This is a genomic window from Bacillus sp. es.036 (genome assembly GCF_002563635.1).
Classification (GTDB): domain Bacteria; phylum Bacillota; class Bacilli; order Bacillales; family Guptibacillaceae; genus Guptibacillus.
This window is the reverse complement of sequence record NZ_PDIZ01000001.1, coordinates 336777-356524: the sequence shown is the minus strand read 5'-3', so window position 1 is coordinate 356524 and position 19748 is coordinate 336777. Positions and strand designations below refer to the sequence as shown.

Genomic DNA, 19748 nt, shown 5'->3' with positions numbered 1-19748 from the left:
AGAATGAACATGAAAAAGTGTACATTGCACGGGCACGCTCATTTATTTTCTTATCAATCACTGCAATTGATGGAACTTCTCCGTCATCACGATCCATCTTCCTTTCATCACTCCGTTCAATCCACAAGTTATTATATTGATTTTTGCTTGCACTACAATCTTCACTCCCTATTGAAGCCGATCATCCTTCAGTCCGTTCTTTTACACGACATAGGAATGCTACTTGTTCCAAAAGAGATTCTTCAACAGAATAGACCACTCACTCTTTCTGAGAAAAGGGAGCTGGAACAACATCCAGAACTTGGCATAGAGCTTTTATGTGACTATCCAGAAATTGATTTCGAGCCTTCCTTGGTCTTGCATCATCACGAAAATAATGACGGATCAGGATATCCAGATCACATGTTGAAGGAACAGCTGCCGTTTGCAGTAAATCTCCTTCGTGTGATTGATAGCTATACCGCTATGACTATGGACCGACCTTATCGGGCAAAGCGATCAGATCAAGACGCCATCCATGAGCTTAAGGAACATCGAAACCTGTATGATGCTCGATGCACTTTCTTGTTTGTTGCCTATATGGAAAAGCGATTAAAGGGGAAAAATATTCTGCTTCATTATTTTGATTATGTACCCCATCAAAAATGAAAAGGAGCACATCCTTTATCGTTTCAGCCACAACAACAAATGAGGGAGGTCATCAGAATGATGTTTCTTACAAATCAGGAGCTGTTCATTGCCTATTGTGATGCGTATAAGCTTCAACTTGATCAAGCGTTTATCGAAATGTTAACTTCTGAAATTTATCGCAGGGGGCTAACTCCTCCTGATGCACATATGGATTGTTATGAAAAAGCGAGAATGGTTCGGTAGGTCGCCGTAACTTAAAAGAGCTTACTCGCATTTCCGTAAGCTCTTTTATGGTGTGATAAACCATTCCCAATTATTTTCTTTGAAAATGAATTGATCACGCTTACATAAGTTTACATTTTCTAGAACGAGGTACTAGTTTAAAGAATGTACTCCAGAAAGGAATGAGTTTGGATGAAGGAATCAATTCCAGAAATCACGTTGAATGATGGCCTTACTTTACCTGCGATTGGATTTGGAACTTACAAATTAAACGGAAATCATGGTGCAACTGGCATCACGAGTGCCATTGATGTTGGCTACCGCCTCATTGATACCGCGTATAATTATGAGAATGAAGGAACGGTGGGTGAAGCCATTCGTCGTAGCACGGTACCAAGAAACGAATTGCGCATCACATCGAAACTACCAGGTCGCTACCAGGAATATGAAAAAGCGGTCACCGCTATTCAAGAATCACTTTATCGCGCCAATTTAGATTACTATGATTTGTACCTCATCCACTGGCCAAACCCGAAACAAGGTCATTTTGTAGAAGCGTGGCAAGCTTTAATTGATGCAAAAAAATGGGGCTTGATTCGCTCGATTGGCGTATGCAACTTTCTCCCTGAGCACTTAGAACAATTGGAAAATGAAACGGGAGTAAAACCGAGCATCAATCAAATCGAATTGCATCCCTTCTTCAATCAAGAAGAGCAAAGAAGATGGCACGAACAAAACAACATTAAAACAGAATCCTGGAGTCCACTCGCTCGAGTGAATGACATTTTAGAAAATGAAACGATTTCGCAAATCGCGAACCAGCATAACAAGTCCGTCTCGCAGATTATTTTACGCTGGCATTACCAATTAGGATCAATTCCGATTCCTAAGTCTTCCTCCCCAGAACGCCAGCGTGAGAATTTAACCATTTTCGATTTCGAATTAAATGAAACTGAAATGGCTATGATGGCGGAATTATCACGCCCTGATGGTCGGATCAATAATCAAGATCCGGCTACTTACGAAGAATTTTAAAAGAAAGGATATCCCTCCTGAAAGTCAGTGGGATATCCTTTTTTATCTCATTATTTAAGATGCTTTGTATAGACAATGGGCGCATCCATGCCTTCCTCATCCTCTTCTTTTAATTCAATCAAAGCGACTGCTTCAATTTTGCCAAAGATGGGTTTAACTTCTGAAAAACAATATTGAAACACACGAGCTAAATCATCAGACTCGAGCTGATTTGCTACCGTGCAATGAGGAATCCATTTACCTGGTAAATATAACGAATTGGCACTCCCATTAAAGTCTTCAAAATGACGATTATGAGCGGAATGAAGGGAAAGTAAATTTTCCGTTACGGTAGGCGCTAAAAAGATTGTTCCATAGTTTAAGAACGAACTAACCGTATTAAACGTAAGCTCCACCTTCTCCACCTCTTCATAAAAGGCATCGATTTTTCTTATGTATTCTTCCTTATCTAACTGCTCATAACTTGCGAGCGTGATGTGTGGTCTACCGTCTTTCACTTCATCAATATAATAGGAGAGAGATTGTTCCTTAAGCTCCTTCCATATTCCTTTCACCTGTGCTTCTGTCTGTTCATCAAAAAGGGCTATGAACCAGTACACGATTTAGCCGCCTTTCTCCTTTTTATTTTGTTCTCTAGTCCTCCCTTCCCCTTAAGGTAATCATTGAACCTTTCATACACGACAAAGTTGAAACATCGACTGCTCTTCCCCAAATCGTTCGAGCTGTCCCACACATGTCATCCCTACTTTTTGTAACAGACGACAAGATGACGTATTCCGCGTTTGCGTCTCTGCCACGATCTCATCTAAATTTAATTCGCTAAATCCATACTCCATCACGTAGGTTACGACTTCCTTCGCATACCCTTGGCCCCAAAACTCTGGCAAAAATTGATACCCTACTTCTGTTTTCACCCCATCATGATACGTATCTAGAAAAACGATACCGATAAAATCCTGTGACTCCTTTAGAAAAACGGTCCAATAAGAAGAGCGATTTCGGGAGTGCATCATGCTGTTAAATCCTTGTTGAAATGTTTCATCATCAACTGTTCCACCTAAATACTTTCGAACTTCTTCACTTTTATACAGCATTTTAACATGTTGCTTATCCGTTTCCGAAAATAACCGAAGTTGACATCTTCCTGTGATCATTAAATTCTCCTCCTGATTTCTCTTTCGCTAAATGAAATCTAAGCGGGTATTCTACAACCTATGATTCAAGTAACTTTCGATTAATCAAAACCGCAACAATTCCAAACAAAATCACCATTGCTACTACGATGATCGTCCCTTCATTAGCAAAATCGACTACGCTAAGGATGATCGTAAGTAAACCTAACGGAACAAAAAATAGCAAGCCGACAAACGTGCCTAATAGGGATTTATTTTTCACCATCTTTTCATTAAATCCTGCCAATAACCACGTTTGTTTCTTCACCCCCACCAAATAAGAAACGATTAAGAGAGCGACCCCGATGATGAATAAACCGACATCCATATTGAATCCTCCTTTTCTCGCATGCTTTTCGGCTATTTCACAAAGCTGAACCGAGAGCATTTTGCACCATTCACAAGAGCCAAAAGAAGTTAGTTAGAAACAATGAAAGTAAGAAAACAACGATCACTCCAAGTTGAAAAAGCGTAAAAAGATAGTCATTTTTATTCTCTGCATACCGCTTCTCCATAATCGCTCTTACTGTTTCCGTTACAATGATAAATCCAAACATGATGATGTGAGTCTGAAGATACCAGAGCGGTTCTAAAGGAATACGCTCTATATTAATAAATAAACCACTGATCAATAGCAACATGAAACTAATCCGAATCGTCCAATCCAGTTTTCGATGTGTATCGTTCACATGGTTATAAGAAAACATGCTTTTCTTTTCAACCTTAAGCCACTTACGTAAAGCTTTTTTCAAATAGTAGAGACCCAGCCCGAAAGTAGACAGGACCAATATAACGGTGACCCAAAAAGTCTCCAATAGCGTACTCCTTTCAAACGTTGGTTCATCTGAATCCTATTACTACCATTAGCGGGATTCAGAACAGCATCCAAACACCTTTCCCTTCGCGATTTTACATAAAATGTTTTTTATCTAGGTAACCTCTCTACGAAAACGTATCGAAATAAGTTTCATTTTTAAAGCCTGAATACATACTTGAAATTAACACACTCTAAAAACAGCTATTGAATGCAATTGAAAGGAGTACAAATCATGGCACTGACTACATTACTCATACGACTCTCTCTTTCATTTATCACATTACTGTTATTAACAAGAATCATGGGAAGAAAAGAAATTTCGCAGATGACCTTTTTTAATTTTGTATCAGCCATCGCCCTTGGAACGTTAGGCGCTTCTCTTGCCATTGACTCTTCGTTAAGCGTGAGAAATGGGATGATTGCTCTTGTTGCCTGGACCCTATTTACTATTCTTATGGGATATGCGGATTTAAAATCAAAAACAATGAGATTAGGAGTTAAAGGAAGTCCAAAAATCGTTGTTCGTAATGGAAAAATTATGGAGAACGAGCTACGTAAACTTCGACTCGACCTTGATTCTCTAAACCTCTTACTTCGAAAAAAGAACGTCTTTTCTCTGAAAGACGTCGACTATGCCATTTTTGAAACCGATGGAACGTTATCCGTCTTAAAGAAAGATAACAAGCAACCGGTAACGAAAGGAGATCAAGGTATTACTTCAAAAGCGCAAAAGATCTATCCCATCTCTGCACCCTTGATTGAGGACGGTCAACTAAATCGGAAATCCTTAAACGAAATGAATGTGGATGAAGGATGGCTACTTCAACAAGTTCAGGCAAAGGGGATTCAATCCGTTTCAGACGTGTTTTATGCAGAATTACAAAAGGATGGTTCACTGTTTATTGATAAACGGGATGATCGCTTGCATTAAAGAAGCTAGGAAATATCACTGTTAAATAAAAAGACGTCAACTTTAATAAAGATGAACGTCCTTTTGTCTTTCTAACATTATCCTTTAATCCCCGCTAGATTTAACTCGGTCAATACCATTGTAAGCTCGTTTAAATTGTGAATCACTCGGTCTGCCTGATCGAATTCCTCTTCTTTTGCAAAATCAAAATGACAGCCGATGGAAACGAATCCATTGTCTTTCGCTGCGTTTATATCAGATAAGCGATCCCCTACAACTACCGCGTCCGTTAGCTCATATTTCTCTGCAATCTTTTGAACTAAATCAGATTTTTTTAAAGAGTCCACGCGTTGGATGCTAAACGTTTCTGTAACCCAATGATCTAACCCGTAGTGACGCACGATCGCTTCCAAGTAATCAGATAAACCATTACTTGCGATGTAAATGGCACACTGATTTTCTTTTAACGACGAGAAAACTTCCTTCACATTCGGATACAGCTCACCTTTCCCATCATTAATATTCACAATCAACCGCTTTAAAAAATGAGCATCCGTTCGTTCTCTTACTTCCATCGAATGATCCGGCAACAAAGCTTCCCATACTTTTGGTAACGGGACGCCCATGATTTCACGGTATTGTGCAATCGGCGCTTCCCCATCCCATTGGTTAATTGATCTTAAATATTGAAACGTGTCCTCTAAGGATAATGCGAGAATTTTATTTGTTTGAAAAAGCGTTCCATCCATATCAAAAATGACGGCTTGCATGATGACTGTCTCCTCCTTAATCCACTACCACTAGACACTGACTATCTAGTTGATCATTAGACTTTTTGTAAATGCGTCTCTTTAAATTGAGATGGGTACTTTAAACCATAGCCTACAGTTCGATCCATTCCGATATGGGCAATCCAGATGAGGCTGAGTGCGAGAAGTAAATCTAGGTTCAAACTCACACTTAGGATGAGAAGAATAAATGGAAATACGTACGTATGGCCAATATTATAGATCAGAGCACCGATTCTATTGTTCATCACGTATCCTAGCATAAAGAGATCGGGCAGGAATAAACAAAGAAAGAACAGCCACCAACTTGCATCGATTGATGCGTAGAAGTACAAAGAGCCAAGTAAAACGATTAGCCCTTCCAAATGCAATAAACCTTTATTCATCACGTGGCCTCACCTTCTATCATTTTGCCGATTCAAGCTTCATTAGCGCAGTGACTATTGCTCGTTATCCTCCGTTAATTCCAACTTAAACACAACGGCATATTCCGCCTCTTCCACTGAGTTCGGTAAGGTTGATTTATTTTCATTACTATCGCTAGTTCATTTTGACTCCCTCGAGCATATCCATCCAGTTCCCCAAGTGTAAGAAAAGATTTCTCTTCTTTCATATCTAGTGAGCTTCATCACTTTTCCTTATATAGCTCCTGTACAGCCATGGTCAAGTCAACATCTTCTTTTAAATGGAAAGGGGTCCACCTCACATATTTGTCGGGTTGTATCCCTTTTTCACTCATCCCTTTTCCTTCATCTACACGAGACGACTTTGACGTCGGATACATCAGTTGAAAGCGATTATTCCATACGTTAAAGGCGACATTTGCGTAATCATTCATCCCTAACGTTGGTCTACCTACTACCGTTACCTTAGAAGAATGCTTACACGCTTCGACGAAAGAATCCCCAGAGCTTCCACAGAATACATCTGATAGAATAATAACCTTACTAGGACCTGATTTGGTTTCAAAGACAAGGTCCTCTTCTAATTCGGATAAGTTAAGTTCAACAAATCCTTCTCCTCGATGATGATCTAATTCTCTTATCATCACCTCTATTTGACGCCGGGTTTCTTCATCCTGGATTGAAGCCAATGCCCCTTCAAGCATTTGAATTCTTAACTTAACATTTCTCTCGGTACAAAGAGTTAAAGCTGTGACATTGGAAAAATCACGAAGATCTACTTTTCCTCCCTCAAATAAATAAGGCAGCAATTCAAAATACGCAAGATCACTTCCCCCTCTATTTAATCGCACGTCAATAATTAAGAAGGGATAGGTTGATAGTTTGTCTTCGTTATGACGAATCAATTTCCCAATCGCGTCATGATTCATAAAATCAGTTATTTTCATATAAAGAATATCTTTTTGTAATTCTTGAATGCTATATTCTGCTCTATATGGAATCGCCTCGTATGACCTTAATGCTAAAGAGGCCTGATCACCTTGTTTCGTTTCAATTTCTGCTACTTCAAAGCGTTGTAATAACGGTTCCCACTTTTGTCTTTCAGGAATAGTTGTTCGAAGCTCTTTTGCATATTTCTTAGCTATTTCTGCAATGCCCATTCCATCTAATGCAACGATCTGATCACCAGTATTGATTCGCTCCTCATTTGATAAGGAAGTGACATAGAGCTTGTCTTCAAACCGTCTTACCGTAAATCCGATATCCTTTTTCGGATTAAGAAGATCCGTAAAACCTGTATGTAAATCGTTAAAGTCCAATAAATAGTTTTGCACGAGGTCAACCAATTTACGATCGTCCATGTCAATGAACTGATCTAAATAAAATTCTGGTTGGTCCCACCCAGCTTTATCCTCATAACCTGCGTAATCATGATGCATCAAATCAATAATGTCATGAAACATCTTCCGGTATGTTTCATCGCTTGCCTGCAAAACCATGCTGTTAGTTATCTGTTTACTCAACGATTCTCTCACTCCTTTAAAATTCGCACTTAATAGAAAGCAATAACCGTCATAATCAAACTAATAATCGTATATAGTAAGGAACCATAAAACACAGCTCCAACATTCACTTTCAGTTCGCTATCTCTTTGAATTTTCCACCCTGCTTGACTCGCTTCAAAATTTGTTGCATCTGAAAGAATCCCTCCACTACTATTAAAAAAATAAAGGATTACTGATAAGCCAATTCCAATGAGAAAACTCCATTCAAAATAAGAAAAAGAAAAGAATGCGCTTGCTGCCCATACGATTAGACCAATTATAAGAGATGCTAGTATCGCCTTACCGATTACCTTTTTCAAAAATACCCCTCCTACCCTAATTCATTCTACGTCTATTTATCGCTAAAGGTTTCATTTTTTTACAGAATATTCAAACGAAAAAGGTGATAACAGGCTAGAAGCTTTATAATAGCGATTATCAAAAAAATAAGGATAGCTCCGAATTTATTTAGAGGATTTAGAGCCTTTAAGCCACTCCTCAATGGCTGAAATACAAGTACTTCCCCTATTCAATAATTTCTCCACTTAAAAACCTTGTCTGACAATAAGGGCAACGATAGATGTCATTTAGATCTTTATCGTTGTCAAATCGTACCGGCAATCTTCTTTTGCACACCGGACATCTCCAAAAAAGAAACGTCATTATAAAAAAGAGGCTTAGAAGCGAGACCCCTAACAAAGTGACCCACCATCCCCCAGCAAAACTTCCCAGGATGTTTAAAGGCATGGAAATAAATAAAAAGACAAGTGAAATCCTTCTATATCTCATGATGTCTCTCACTTTTGGTGCCACAAAATCACTCACCTAACCATCATTCCATATACTTAGCAACTAACTCATAGCATCTTTCTCTTGTAAGACTTGCTTGCGTTGCGACATATTCTAATGATTCGGTCGTACCACCTTCGTATTTAAGTGAGGCTTTTTTGGCAGCTTCATCTCTATGCTCTACCCATTTTCGCTGTTCTTCTCTTAATTGATCCATCTCATCCGAAGGAAGCTGTGCCTGAAGCACTCCATATATTTCGTTCAACATCTTATCCCAATTTTGATACCTTTCCGCCTCTTGTTCTTCCATTTCTACCATCGTTTCTTTCACTTCTACATTTCGATCAGATTCATACATGCTATTTAGTTTCTTGAAGTATTTTTCTTTTTGATTTTCCACGTTCTCATCGTTAGGTTGATCGGATTTCTCAGATTCTCCATTAGTTGAATCTTCCGTTGTAGGAGTTGAAGAATCCTCTTGCTCATTTACCTCTATATCGTCAGCACTCGTATCTTCTACTTCTTCTTCAGCTGGAGCATCCTCTTCTGTTACTTCAGGTGGTGTGTTATTTGATGGCTGGTTGTTCGATTGAGCACTAGACTCATTAGTTGAATTTCCGCAGGCAGACAAAGCGACTAGAGCGAAAGTTAACATGAGCATGGATAGTTTCGTTTGCAATTTCATTTGATAAATCCTCCATTTTAAATGTAAAAATCGTATGAATGAACTTCCGTTTTAGATATTACCAATTATTTCAAAACATGAAGAATATTTCAATTACTTATTTCAGACCCTATCTCCTAACTCAAAGAAAAAAAGCACAATCTGCGATTGCGCTTTTAGTCGATCGTTGCCCACATTTCTTCTGGATTTAGTTCGTAGATGTTATTCTCTCGGTACATAAAATGATTGATAATAAACTCTCGACGAATTGTCGCAAAGTCAGGATGGAACCGTTTGATATACTCATTTATTTCTTTCTCGGGATATTTTCTCCCTCGTTCTAATCCATTTATCAAGTGCTTTAGAATAATAATCTTTTTCTTTCGTTGAGAAGGGAGGTGCTTTAACGTTCCATCTGCTTCGATAAAATTATTAACGACAGCTTGCGCTTTCAATGCATCGTCCTCCTTGTCTTGTTCAGGCTGGTAAAGCATCTTAGGTAATGCTTCAGAATAAGAGCGAAATTTTTTCTCATCAATATAATAGTAAATTGTATTCTTATCTCTACGCTGATACACAATGCCAGTATCTCTTAATTTCGTCATGTGATGCGTGATCGTAGGTGCTTTCAATCCCAGCTTGCCAGCGATCGCTTGTCCGTGGAGAGGTCCCGTCGCTAGTAACGAAAGAATTCGTATGCGCGTTGGATCACCAAGTGTTTTATGAAAATTGACTAATCTGTTTAACTGCAATCTATTTCACCTCCCATCTAATTAGGTAAACACCTAATTAGATGATAATCTAACTTAAATGATTCGTCAACAAAGGAAAACGACCTAGAAAAAGGTCGTTTTCACTCACAGCTTTGTCTCTTGTTATTACGACATTTCAAATAATCTTCCGAAACAATCGCAAACATTTTTAAATCATGAAACTTCCCTTTCGCAAACATCGCGCTTCTCATGGTTCCTTCAAATAACATACCGACCTTTTCCATCACTCGCGCAGAACCTTCGTTTTCAATGAAACACCTTGCTTGAATGCGTTCTAACTGAAGCTCTTCAAATCCATAGGTAATGATTCTCCTGGCAGCTTCCGTCATATACCCTTTTCCCCAGCATTCCTCTGAAAGCACATAGCCGATTTCCGCGTTTCCATGACGTTCTTGAATCGTAACAAAATCAATTGTTCCAACAAGCTTTCCAGTTGATTTTAACTCCATTCCCCACAATGCTTTCGTTCCTTGTTCATATCCTTCTACAATCATATCTACAAACACCCTTGTGTCCGCTACCGTCTGATGTGTTTCCCAGCTTACCTGTTTCGAAACGTTCGGATTCGAACCATAATCAAAAATAGCTGGGATATCATCCGTATTTATTTTCCGTAGATGAAAATGTTCTGTTTCTAGATTTGGTAACCCTTTCATAATGGTGTTCAAAAAAAACCTCCTCTACGACTTAATAGACTTAGCCGATCAAATTCTTATTGTGACTTTTTGAATTTCCCCCATCAAATAAACATATACAACCATTTCATTAAGATCAAAGTGAAAAAGATAAGCACAATGCTTTTTAATTCAGCAGTTGGGGAAGGCTGCTTCCCTTTTTCTCGTACTTTTCGTCTATACTCATTCTGAATTTTAAAGAAATCCTTTTTCTCTTTCTTTTGACCCTTCATCTGAGTACCTCCCAGGAAAAAACCAAACTTGGTTCACCTTACAGGTAGGAGCTAATTACATCCGTTTCAGTTTTATTACTCTGACAGCTATTTTGCATTGATATTACGTTACATTTTAACATATTATTCCACAATCCATTCACACATCTTTACTCGCAAAAAAACCTGAGCAGGAACTCTCCCCACTCAGGCTGATCGGCGTCTTTAAGAACCTTTATGAAAGAAAGGACATTTCCCTTCAATTGGCGTCACGTCGTCACCGATAAACGATTGTTTCCATTCATTATGATCGGGGTCGCCGAAATGACTAATATCCGGGTGCTTCGGAAGCTGGTCCCACGCCTCAACGCGGGCACGAACTTTCTCACGAGACATGATGCCTCCTTTTTCAGTACCTTCCAGTCCTTGAAAAATAGCGCGTGGTTGAAATCCGAGAATCAGACTATTGCCAAGGTTTCTCGTTTTACGCTGCTTGTAAGCTGGCGCATTGCCAAAGGTAAAGATCGGCTCTCCAGCAAAGTGGAAGTCCCATAAGTAGTGCTCTGGATCTTTCGGTGCATCGCTCGGCCACGGAAATCGATCGTGATTATGTAAATATTGAAGGATATCCCAGAACTGCGATCGATACTCATCAATGGACTGTTCTTTGCTTTCGGGCTCTACAAAAATAAATAAGCCGTGTCTAATCTTTGTGGGCTTTTGAAATAAGCTTAGAAAGCTTTCAACGGCCTCCGGTAAATTCGACCAATCTTTATGCTCAATATATGCATAGCGAAGTTCACCTTTCAGCTGAGCGGTTCGTCCAAAAAAACAAGGGAAGGTCGGATCTGTTACTAATTGGCTGAAGGTTTCATACTCTGCCTTGAGCCAATTTGGAAGATCTTCACGTGTTTCAATATCCTCTTTCGTTAACAAGTAGCGACTTTCTGTTTTTAACATCCTCACGTCTCCTCTTTTTTGAGTTGGCTAGCGACAAAATCGACTCCCGCTAGAAGATCAGCTTCGTTCTAGCGGAAGTGTACAGCAGCGAAAGGACCCACCAGATTTAATAATCTCAGAGAAATCAACCGGAAGAACGCGGAACCCATGCGCCGTTAAGATGCGATTCAAGCGTTTATTTTGCGAAAGACTGACGATCTTCCCCTCTCCAATTGAAAGCACATTCGGTCCCATATAGAACTGTTCTTCCTCTGTAACGTGAATTAACTGAAATCGCGCTTCCAATTTTCTTAAATCATCTTTTGTAAAAGCAGGTGGATAAACAAGCGCGATATCTTTACTAATAATGTTAAATACGCAATCCAGGTGAAGGATATCCTCTCTTAACGACAATGGTTCAACGGTATAAGCTGGCAAACGCTTTTGTAGTTCTTGAATCGCGACTTGTGACGTTCGGCCACTATTTCCAACCCAAATCGTGGAACCGTCCACCACGACATCGCCACCTTCTATTGAACCTGGTAATCCTTCCTGATAAGAAATATCATTCTCTCGCAGGAACGCTTTTACCGTATTCACTTCTGGCTTTCGAACTTGTTCATTCATCGTCGCAACGAATAGTTCATCGTGAATCGTAAAGCCAATATCACGAGTAAAAACTTGCTCAGGGAGACTATATTCAGCTTGAAGTTCACTTACGTTAGCACCGTTCGCTTCTAACACTTCCACAAATGCCTCATGTTGCTGAAGGGCTAGGGGGATGTTAATGTTTTTATTTTCATAATGCTTTTGTGTTTCATTGATAATTTCTGTAATTCTCATAAACGATGGTTTTACAACCATCACGTTTTTGAGAGTTGTATATTCGGACTTGCACTGTATTTTATGACCAACGGCGACTCCGTTCATTTTCCTAACCTCCACCAAATCTCACATTTTAAAACCTCAATTCCCTCTCATTCAAAACGTAAAACCTGCAGGAAGAAATTGTTTTTTCGTAAAGAGGTGGTTGTTAGAAAAAGAAAAGCTAAAAAAGCCTGAAGCAGTTTCTAGCCCAGGCTCTTTTCATTTTTTTCTACGACTCCATTAAAATCTCACGAATATCTTCTTCGGTTAAGAAAGTATTTGTTTTTTCTTCTGAATCAATCAATTCTGAAATGAGCTCGCGCTTTTTCTCCTGAAGATCATTCATCTTTTCTTCTATCGTGCCCCGCGATACAAGCTTGATCACATTGACTACCTTTTCCTGACCGATTCGATGCGTTCGGTCTGCCGCTTGTTCTTCAACCGCTGGATTCCACCAAAGATCATAAAGAACGACCGTATCCGCTCCGGTCAAATTCAAACCCGTTCCACCAGCTTTTAAAGAAATAAGAAACACATCCCGTTCGCCATCGTTAAATCGATCGCACGTCTCCACTCTTTCTTCAGCGGGCGTCTCCCCATCCAGGTAGAAAAAGCTTTGTCCTCTTGCTGCAAGCTCCCTTCCGATCAACTGAAGCATTTTCGTAAATTGAGAGAAAATCAGCATTCTTCTCCCGGATCGTCTCGAATCTTCGATAATCTGAAGCAGCTGCTCGAACTTAGCCGAACTCCCTTTGTAGCCGTCCACAAATAAAGACGGATGACAGCAAATCTGGCGCAGTCGCGTTAACCCAGCCAAAATCTTAATGCGATTTTTACGAATCGTGTCGCGATCGAGATGCTTTAACGTATCGGTTCTTAGCTTCGCAAGGTATGCAGCGTAAAGCTTCTTCTGTTCAGGCAATAGCTCGGTTAATTCAAGTGATTCAAGCTTTTCTGGTAACTCTGCCAGAACGTCTTCTTTCATTCTTCTTAATAAAAAGGGTTGTACTCTCCTTGCGATCGTTTTCTTTGTTAAGTTGCTGTAGGCTTTGATCCCTTTAAAAAGCTCTGGAAAGACAACGTGATAAATCGACCAAAGCTCTTCAATCGCATTTTCAACCGGCGTTCCCGTCAAACCAAACCGGTGATCCGCTTTGATTTTCTTAACCGTTCTGGCCGTTTGCGTTGAAGGATTTTTAAACGCCTGAGCTTCATCAAAAAAGACCGTATGGAACGTTTGCTTTTCATACCAGCTGATGTCGCGACGAAGTAATGGATAAGACGTGATCACCACATCCATTTCCTTGCTCGTCTGCTGAAGCTTATCTCGCGTTTGTTGATTGCCATCAATAATCTGCGCTTGAAGCTCCGGAGCAAACTTCTTTATTTCATTGAACCAATTATACGTAAGCGAGGAAGGACATACGATCAGAACCGGTTTATGCTCTTCACGAATAGCGTTAAGCTCAGACACGATATACGTGATGCTTTGCAGCGTTTTTCCAAGTCCCATATCATCCGCTAACACACCGCCAAACCCGTAGCTCGCTAAGGTTTTCATCCATTGATAGCCCTGTATTTGATAATCTCTCAAAATGTGATCCAACGATTCGGGCACTTTAAACTCATCTTGATTCGGAAGACGCATCGTGTCTAGAAAGTTACGAAACGATGCGTCTGCTAGAAAGATGCTATTCGCTTCAATTGTCCCCATTAAACTGGCGCTTTTTTTAACCGGAAGCGAAAAATATGGTTCAAACTGTTCCTGCGGGGGGACCGTGGTTAGAAACTCATGCATATCCTCCATTTCTTTCGTTTCAAGGGACAAAAGCGATCCATTTGGCAGGCGATAATACTTACGCTTTTCTTCCAATGCCGCTAATATTTCCCGAATTTGATTATCAGATATGCCATCCATTTCAAAGGTGAATTCTAACCAATTTGTTCGCTCTCGTTTCTTCAGCTTTACATTTATTTTCGGATAGTGCTTCTTTCGAACGAGTCGATTTCGAACGGCTGTTGTCGCGTATAGCTTCAACATGGACTGTAGCTTTGGAACAGTATGATGAAGAAATTCGTACTCAAGTTCTTCATTTTGCATCATGTAGCCGCCATCTGTTTTTGAAAATCCGCTTTCTTCCATCATGTTCAGGATTTCTTCTTCCCGCTCGATGTCTCGAATGATCATGGAACCTGGGGCATCCCGCCGTTCTAACGGCTGAATAACCACTTCTTCATACTGAAATTCAAGCCCTGCCAGTAGTCGGTTTTTCAATCGATCGAGATAGAGCCGTGCCTTTAACGGTGTCTTCATGTACGTTTCACGAAATGCTTTTGAAAGTTCCACATGCCCCATTCGCTTCAAATCAGGAACAACTTTTTCAAGAAATTGATCCATTTGTTCGTACGGAATTGGAATCTGATTGGTCCCTGCCGGAAGCATCTTCTTTAACTCGGCCATGCGGGCAAAGTCTTGTCTATCTAATTGAAAGATAGTTCCTTTATATAAAAGCGATTGATAGCTATGTAAAAGCGTCATCCGCTCAAAACCTTTAATCGTAATGCGACAGTGTTTCTCATCCCTTACGTCAATCAAAAAGCGAATCGGGGGCGAGCCTTTTTCTACTATTACGTGTTCAAACAAAGATCCTCGATGTGCAATTTTGACATTGTCAGCGCTGGTGATGAATGGGATCAAACTGCTCCATGAAGAGGGCGAAATCAGTAACGTATCGGACCGCTGATCGTCACGCCAAATAGGGAGCGATTGAAGCAACATTTTTTCATCACGAGCTACGCGGATTAAATGATGGAGAATGGCATCTACTTCATTTGAAAAGCAGTGACTGTCCGGATGATAGTTCACGTCAGGCGAGACTTCATTGACGTTCCCCTCGTGTACATCGTGAAGAAAGTCGCGAATCGAAGAAACTTTCACGTGTTCGACAGCAACTTCAACCCCGAGTAAATCCTGGTCGCTAAGTGAAACAGGCTTCAATGTAAACCCCGCATCAAGCACCTTTCGCTTTTCAAAAAAGCGTTGGTGACCGCTTTCTGGAGTTAATTTGTCGGTAAATAGCGTCATGAAATCTTCTGTCAGACTGTGCTCATCCTGCACGGCCGTTTCTTTTTGTTGAATGTGACGGATGCCAATTAAAACGGCCGCAATGTGCTGACAATCTTTTTGAAAGGTTGCAAGCGATGGACAGCTACATTCTGCTTCGATGTGTCCATTTGCATCTGTCGTTACCGTGACATAAAAGTCTTCCATTCCGTGAACTGTCGCTTCATATCTCATCGAGTGATCGTGGTGAAGCGTCACTTTATTGGAGTAGAAATAAGACTCCCCCTTTTTAAAAGAGCGTTCCCCACACATTTTTTTTATAAGCTTATTGCCGATTTTACGATCCATGTCATCCCGATCCTTTTTCATATGGTTGTTTCATTTTATCATAGTAGCGAAATTCCATGCCTATACGCCACTTAATCTGATTACATACACTAACGTACAACTGCTGAAGGGGGAACTGACGTTGCAAAGACCACTTTATCGTTCTGGCTATGGAAGCGATTATCCTGGATTTGGTTATCATCATGGACATGTAAGTGCTCATCCTGGATTCAGCTATCATCATTCGCACGGGAGTTATCACCCTAGCTATGGCAATCACCATGGGCAAACCACATATTATCGATTACATCACAGCCATCGCACATACCATGGATATTAGCGAGAAATGAAGGTGTAAAATGAGATACCGATTTGGTACCGCATTGAATTGTATTGACGGCCGAACACAAATTCCAGTAACAGAGTGGCTTAAAGCGCATTACCAGCTTGATTACATTGACCTGATTACAGAGCCAGGCATGGACCGGGTGCTGTCTCATGGCCCTGCCTACGAAGTTGCCCGATTAAGAGAAAACACCATCGTGTCCTTAACTGCACACACTTCTCAAGTCATTGCGGTTGTTGGCCATTTTGACTGTTCCGCGAACCCTGTTAGTAAGTGCCAACATTTTAAAGACATTGCTACGTCCACTCAGGTTGTAAGGTCCTGGGGGTTACCCGTACAAGTGATTGGCCTCTGGGTCGATGAATATGGACGCATCGAAGTTGTCTGCACCTAAGTGAAAGGGCCGCTCCATTAAAGGAGACGGCCCTTTTGCTTCTTCGAGAATTTCCCCATCAAAAATCCTACAATCAATGCAATTAAACTACTTGGCACCATGCCAATGGCTACAATGCTAATGGCAATACCTACCCATGGATTCGTCAACATCGCGATGATAAAGCTACTAATAAAAACAGCGACTGCTAGTAGTAAGCTAATCAGCCCCGTCCGGTATTGCTTTCCTGACTTATTATAGGAATAAAGCGTGATCAAACAAAGCAAGACGGTATACAAAATCGCGATTGCCGTAGAGCTCGTGAAAATGTTCAGCGCTTCTCTCAGCCAGTGGCTCTTTGCGGATTCCGGAAGATCCATCGTAACGTTCTTGATTTCTTTCGTATCGATATCCACCGTCTTCAATTGATACTTTTCTGGATGATCGGACCAATTCGTATAGTCGAGAAAGGCGATTTTATCAGACTGATGAAAAAAATTCGGTGACACGACAGAAGATTCTAATGTCGTGAGCTGTTTTGTCTTATCCTCATTTAAATCTCGATAGTAGAGTTCATATTTGAATAACGAGCTGTCGGATTCCTCTGACACATCTGTATAAGCGAACGCTTGGTTCTCTTCATCATAATCCCAGTCGTATAAGGAACCAACTTCAGTCGGTACCCAATCCGCCCTGCTTTCTCTCTTATCTTCCACATGATAAGCGTAGATTTTATCACTATTGCCATTAAATAACGTGTAATAGAGCTCTGAACCATCAGTCGAGATGGCAAGATGGTTCATTGTAAAATGATCTTGATCGGTTAATTTCCGCTCATTTTCACCATCCAAATCGACCGAATGGAGATCAAATCCCTCTTTCGTTTCCCCTTCTGCTTTTCCCACTGCCTCTGCGGGCATTCCGACAAAATAGATTTCGTTCTCAGAAAAGACTACTTCTTCGACATGAATCGTATCATCCGTTAATTTCTTAGGACTCTCTCCATTCAAATCCGCGATGTATAATGATTGAATGCGATCGCTATTTTCAGACAAATAGAGCAACTTCTCTCCGTTTGGAGATAAGGCTGGCTTTCGGTGCCGTTCCTCATCCGGATAGGTGAGTTGCTCTACTTCACTCCCATCGGTATTTGCGCGATAGATCGATTCTTTACCATCTTGAAAGTAGGAAAAATAGACGTACCGGTCATCATTTGAGAGAGTAATCGTATTTCCTAATCCCGTAAAGCCAAGATAAGGATCTTCCTCATTGAGGAAATTGTATGCAATGGACGCAGCAAGCAAGACCAAACAAATCAAACTAGCATATAAAACTGTTTTTTGTTTCATTCATTCCTCCCCCCTTACACTGGCAGTCCCCAAAAATAAATAACCACACTTAAAAAAAGCACAGTCGTCACCCCTTTTACTTTGCTTCTTTTCCATACGATCACGCTCGTAAAAACCGTGCCAGGAATAAGAAAAAGAAGGCCAACCACTTTCAAACTACTGATGGTTAGGGCATCTCCTATAGCGACAACAAATAAACCTAAGCCAATGAATCCTCCTGTAAACAGAGATTTTAATGTAAGAAAAGTTTCTCTCACTTCCTTACGTTCTGTCTCAGACATCTTCGCGTAGCCGATGATGTAAGCAGCGAGCGGGAAACCGAACGCGATAATTGTCGGCACAAGTGCATCAATGATTTCAAACAAGAAAATGCTCCTTTCCATATAACCGATACAATTATTTCAAATATTGGAAATAAACTCAAGATTGGATTCAATTCATTTTCTGACAAAAAATCCGTTTTACCCCAATGAAATAGGGAATCTATTCCTTATCATAAAAATTGGTGTGGGAGGAAAAGAACTTGAGTCAAGGAACATTATCGGTTGGTTTGGTCACACCACCCGGATACCCCAAAAAGCTTAGTGAACAATTAAGCGGCGAGTTACCTGAGCTACTAAGCTATTACGTGAGAGATGAATGCGAATGGAACGTAGATTCAAGGGTGGATCCGCTCACTGGCGTTACGGAAAACCCTGAAGAAGTATTAGAAGCGGGCTGTAAAAGAAAAGAAAACGAAGATTGGGATTATATCGTTTGTTTAACGGACCTGCCCTTCTTTGATGGAAAGAAACCCATTTTAGCTGAAGCATCTACTGATCGCAAAGTGGCTATCATCAGTCTTCCAGGCCTCGGATCTACTCCGATGGTGAAACGTATTCGGCAATCGATCCTGCAGTTAGTGAATGAAATGTATTATGGAAGTCCTGACAGCGATCGTGAAAAGGCACAACAGCGAATCCAAGCGAAAAGCGACCAGAAAAACGAGAAGTTAAAAAATAAAGGCTCCAAGCAACTTTTTAAAAGGGGAAGCTTTGAACGATTTTCTCCAATTAAACGAGTGACAAAAGGAGAAGATTCCCCCATTGATGTACAGTATATTGTGAAATCCCGTATCAGTGGTGCATTACGCATATTAACCGGCATGGTTCGCGCCAACCGTCCATGGGCCATCTTCCCCGCCTTTAAAAAGGTGATTATTTTTGCCTTTGCGACGGGCTCTTACGCACTTGTTTTCCCCACTCTCTGGCAATTAAGTAACAGCTACGGACTATGGAGAATGTTCATGCTAATGGTCGTGTCTTCCTTTTTGATGGTCGGGTGGATTGTCATGGCTCATAATTTATGGGAAAAACCAAGACAGGATCGCGCAAAATACCTTCGAAAGCTCTATAACACCGCCACGATTTTGACGTTACTCGTCACGATAGCGATTTATTACATTATTTTATTCTTTATGTTTGGCTTAGCCGTTCTAGCCTTTATTCCAATGGGGCTGTTAGAATCGCAATTATCCGGACCAGTTGGGTATGATAACTACTTCTACATCACGTGGACAGCTACGAGTATTTCAATCATTATTGGCTCGCTTGGGTCTGCACTTGAAAATGAGGAAGTCGTTCTTTCGTCAACGTATGGATACCGACAGCAGCAGCGCTACAAAACGGCTAATGCTTCCAAGGATGAGGAGGATGATTCAAAACAAAAACAGACCCCTTTCCCGACCGAAATGATATCAAACAAGGCAAATGCAGAAAGGTGATAAACCATCTGATTTGCCTTTTTCTTTTGCGAAATCTCATCGATTACCGGTAAGCTTATCATCAAAATAATAAGCGACTAACTATAG

Annotated in this window: 24 protein-coding genes; 7 read left to right on the top strand and 17 right to left on the bottom strand. The window is 40.5% G+C overall.

The features are described from left to right. Window positions 1–9: 9 nt before the first annotated feature. The 3 genes from ATG70_RS01895 (at window position 10) to ATG70_RS01885 (ending at window position 1887) form a co-directional block, all read left to right on the top strand. Window positions 10–648, top strand: a complete 639-nt coding sequence (locus tag ATG70_RS01895; RefSeq protein ID WP_179886148.1) for an HD-GYP domain-containing protein — start codon at window positions 10–12, stop codon at window positions 646–648. 57 nt (window positions 649–705) lie between these two features. Beyond that, window positions 706–873, top strand: coding sequence for a sporulation histidine kinase inhibitor Sda (gene sda / locus ATG70_RS01890; RefSeq protein ID WP_142329535.1), 168 nt, complete (start codon window positions 706–708; stop codon window positions 871–873). Between the two features lie 171 nt (window positions 874–1044). Beyond that, entirely contained in the window at window positions 1045–1887 is an 843-nt protein-coding gene (locus ATG70_RS01885; protein ID WP_098442691.1) for an aldo/keto reductase, read from the top strand. 50 nt (window positions 1888–1937) lie between these two features. Here the strand turns inward: ATG70_RS01885 and ATG70_RS01880 are convergent, their stop codons facing one another. The 4 genes from ATG70_RS01880 to ATG70_RS01865 form a co-directional block, all read right to left on the bottom strand. Beyond that, window positions 1938–2486 carry a 2'-5' RNA ligase family protein gene (locus tag ATG70_RS01880; protein WP_098442690.1) on the bottom strand — a complete coding sequence of 183 codons (549 nt, stop codon included), beginning with the start codon at window positions 2484–2486 and terminating at the stop codon, window positions 1938–1940. A 72-nt stretch (window positions 2487–2558) separates the two neighbouring features. Beyond that, a complete protein-coding gene (locus ATG70_RS01875) occupies window positions 2559–3041 on the bottom strand; it encodes a GNAT family N-acetyltransferase (RefSeq protein ID WP_098442689.1) in 483 nt (160 codons plus the stop codon). Between the two features lie 58 nt (window positions 3042–3099). Beyond that, a complete protein-coding gene (locus tag ATG70_RS01870; RefSeq protein WP_098442688.1) occupies window positions 3100–3387 on the bottom strand; it encodes a DUF3784 domain-containing protein in 288 nt (95 codons plus the stop codon). Window positions 3388–3457: 70 nt separating this feature from the next. Beyond that, on the bottom strand, window positions 3458–3874 hold the full coding sequence (locus tag ATG70_RS01865) for a DUF4181 domain-containing protein (protein WP_098442687.1): 417 nt from the start codon (window positions 3872–3874) through the stop codon (window positions 3458–3460). A gap of 234 nt (window positions 3875–4108) precedes the next feature. On the opposite strand from ATG70_RS01865, the gene ATG70_RS01860 reads away from it, so the two are divergent. Continuing rightward, window positions 4109–4807, top strand: coding sequence for a YetF domain-containing protein (locus ATG70_RS01860; protein WP_098442686.1), 699 nt, complete (start codon window positions 4109–4111; stop codon window positions 4805–4807). Window positions 4808–4884: 77 nt separating this feature from the next. Here ATG70_RS01860 and ATG70_RS01855 read toward each other — a convergent pair whose 3' ends face one another. From ATG70_RS01855 to ATG70_RS01810, 11 genes are all read right to left on the bottom strand, one after another. Beyond that, complete coding sequence (locus ATG70_RS01855) at window positions 4885–5559, bottom strand: HAD family hydrolase (RefSeq protein WP_142329534.1); 675 nt, start codon at window positions 5557–5559, stop codon at window positions 4885–4887. Between the two features lie 53 nt (window positions 5560–5612). After that, window positions 5613–5960, bottom strand: coding sequence for a DUF4260 domain-containing protein (locus ATG70_RS01850; RefSeq protein ID WP_098442684.1), 348 nt, complete (start codon window positions 5958–5960; stop codon window positions 5613–5615). Between the two features lie 242 nt (window positions 5961–6202). Continuing rightward, the gene (locus tag ATG70_RS01845; protein WP_142329533.1) at window positions 6203–7501 is read right to left on the bottom strand and encodes a S41 family peptidase; all 1299 of its coding nucleotides are present in this window, start codon (window positions 7499–7501) and stop codon (window positions 6203–6205) included. Window positions 7502–7530: 29 nt separating this feature from the next. Continuing rightward, window positions 7531–7842: a hypothetical protein gene (locus ATG70_RS01840; protein ID WP_257147583.1), complete on the bottom strand. Its 312-nt coding sequence runs from the start codon at window positions 7840–7842 to the stop codon at window positions 7531–7533. Window positions 7843–8354: 512 nt separating this feature from the next. Next, on the bottom strand, window positions 8355–8996 hold the full coding sequence (locus tag ATG70_RS01835) for a lysozyme inhibitor LprI family protein (protein WP_098442681.1): 642 nt from the start codon (window positions 8994–8996) through the stop codon (window positions 8355–8357). Window positions 8997–9151: 155 nt separating this feature from the next. After that, a complete protein-coding gene (locus ATG70_RS01830) occupies window positions 9152–9727 on the bottom strand; it encodes a DUF2087 domain-containing protein (protein ID WP_098442680.1) in 576 nt (191 codons plus the stop codon). Between the two features lie 101 nt (window positions 9728–9828). Then, entirely contained in the window at window positions 9829–10416 is a 588-nt protein-coding gene (locus ATG70_RS01825) for a GNAT family N-acetyltransferase (RefSeq protein ID WP_306472672.1), read from the bottom strand. A gap of 71 nt (window positions 10417–10487) precedes the next feature. Beyond that, entirely contained in the window at window positions 10488–10655 is a 168-nt protein-coding gene (locus ATG70_RS22275) for a hypothetical protein (RefSeq protein ID WP_179886147.1), read from the bottom strand. A gap of 204 nt (window positions 10656–10859) precedes the next feature. After that, window positions 10860–11594, bottom strand: coding sequence for a YqcI/YcgG family protein (locus ATG70_RS01820; RefSeq protein WP_098442679.1), 735 nt, complete (start codon window positions 11592–11594; stop codon window positions 10860–10862). 57 nt (window positions 11595–11651) lie between these two features. Next, complete coding sequence (locus tag ATG70_RS01815; RefSeq protein ID WP_098442678.1) at window positions 11652–12503, bottom strand: dimethylarginine dimethylaminohydrolase family protein; 852 nt, start codon at window positions 12501–12503, stop codon at window positions 11652–11654. Window positions 12504–12669: 166 nt separating this feature from the next. Continuing rightward, a complete protein-coding gene (locus ATG70_RS01810; protein WP_098442677.1) occupies window positions 12670–15852 on the bottom strand; it encodes a DEAD/DEAH box helicase in 3183 nt (1060 codons plus the stop codon). Between the two features lie 121 nt (window positions 15853–15973). Between ATG70_RS01810 and ATG70_RS01805 the strand changes: the two genes are divergently transcribed. Beyond that, window positions 15974–16171 (top strand): hypothetical protein, encoded by a 198-nt coding sequence (locus ATG70_RS01805; protein ID WP_257147582.1) that lies wholly within the window; start codon window positions 15974–15976, stop codon window positions 16169–16171. A 19-nt stretch (window positions 16172–16190) separates the two neighbouring features. Next, entirely contained in the window at window positions 16191–16571 is a 381-nt protein-coding gene (locus ATG70_RS01800) for a carbonic anhydrase (RefSeq protein WP_098442676.1), read from the top strand. A gap of 17 nt (window positions 16572–16588) precedes the next feature. On the opposite strand, the gene ATG70_RS01795 is transcribed toward ATG70_RS01800, so the two are convergent. Then, entirely contained in the window at window positions 16589–17899 is a 1311-nt protein-coding gene (locus ATG70_RS01795; RefSeq protein WP_098442675.1) for a DUF5050 domain-containing protein, read from the bottom strand. 14 nt (window positions 17900–17913) lie between these two features. Next, window positions 17914–18264, bottom strand: coding sequence for a hypothetical protein (locus ATG70_RS01790; protein WP_098442674.1), 351 nt, complete (start codon window positions 18262–18264; stop codon window positions 17914–17916). Between the two features lie 158 nt (window positions 18265–18422). On the opposite strand from ATG70_RS01790, the gene ATG70_RS01785 reads away from it, so the two are divergent. Continuing rightward, window positions 18423–19661: an APC family permease gene (locus ATG70_RS01785; protein ID WP_179886146.1), complete on the top strand. Its 1239-nt coding sequence runs from the start codon at window positions 18423–18425 to the stop codon at window positions 19659–19661. Window positions 19662–19748: the final 87 nt, after the last annotated feature.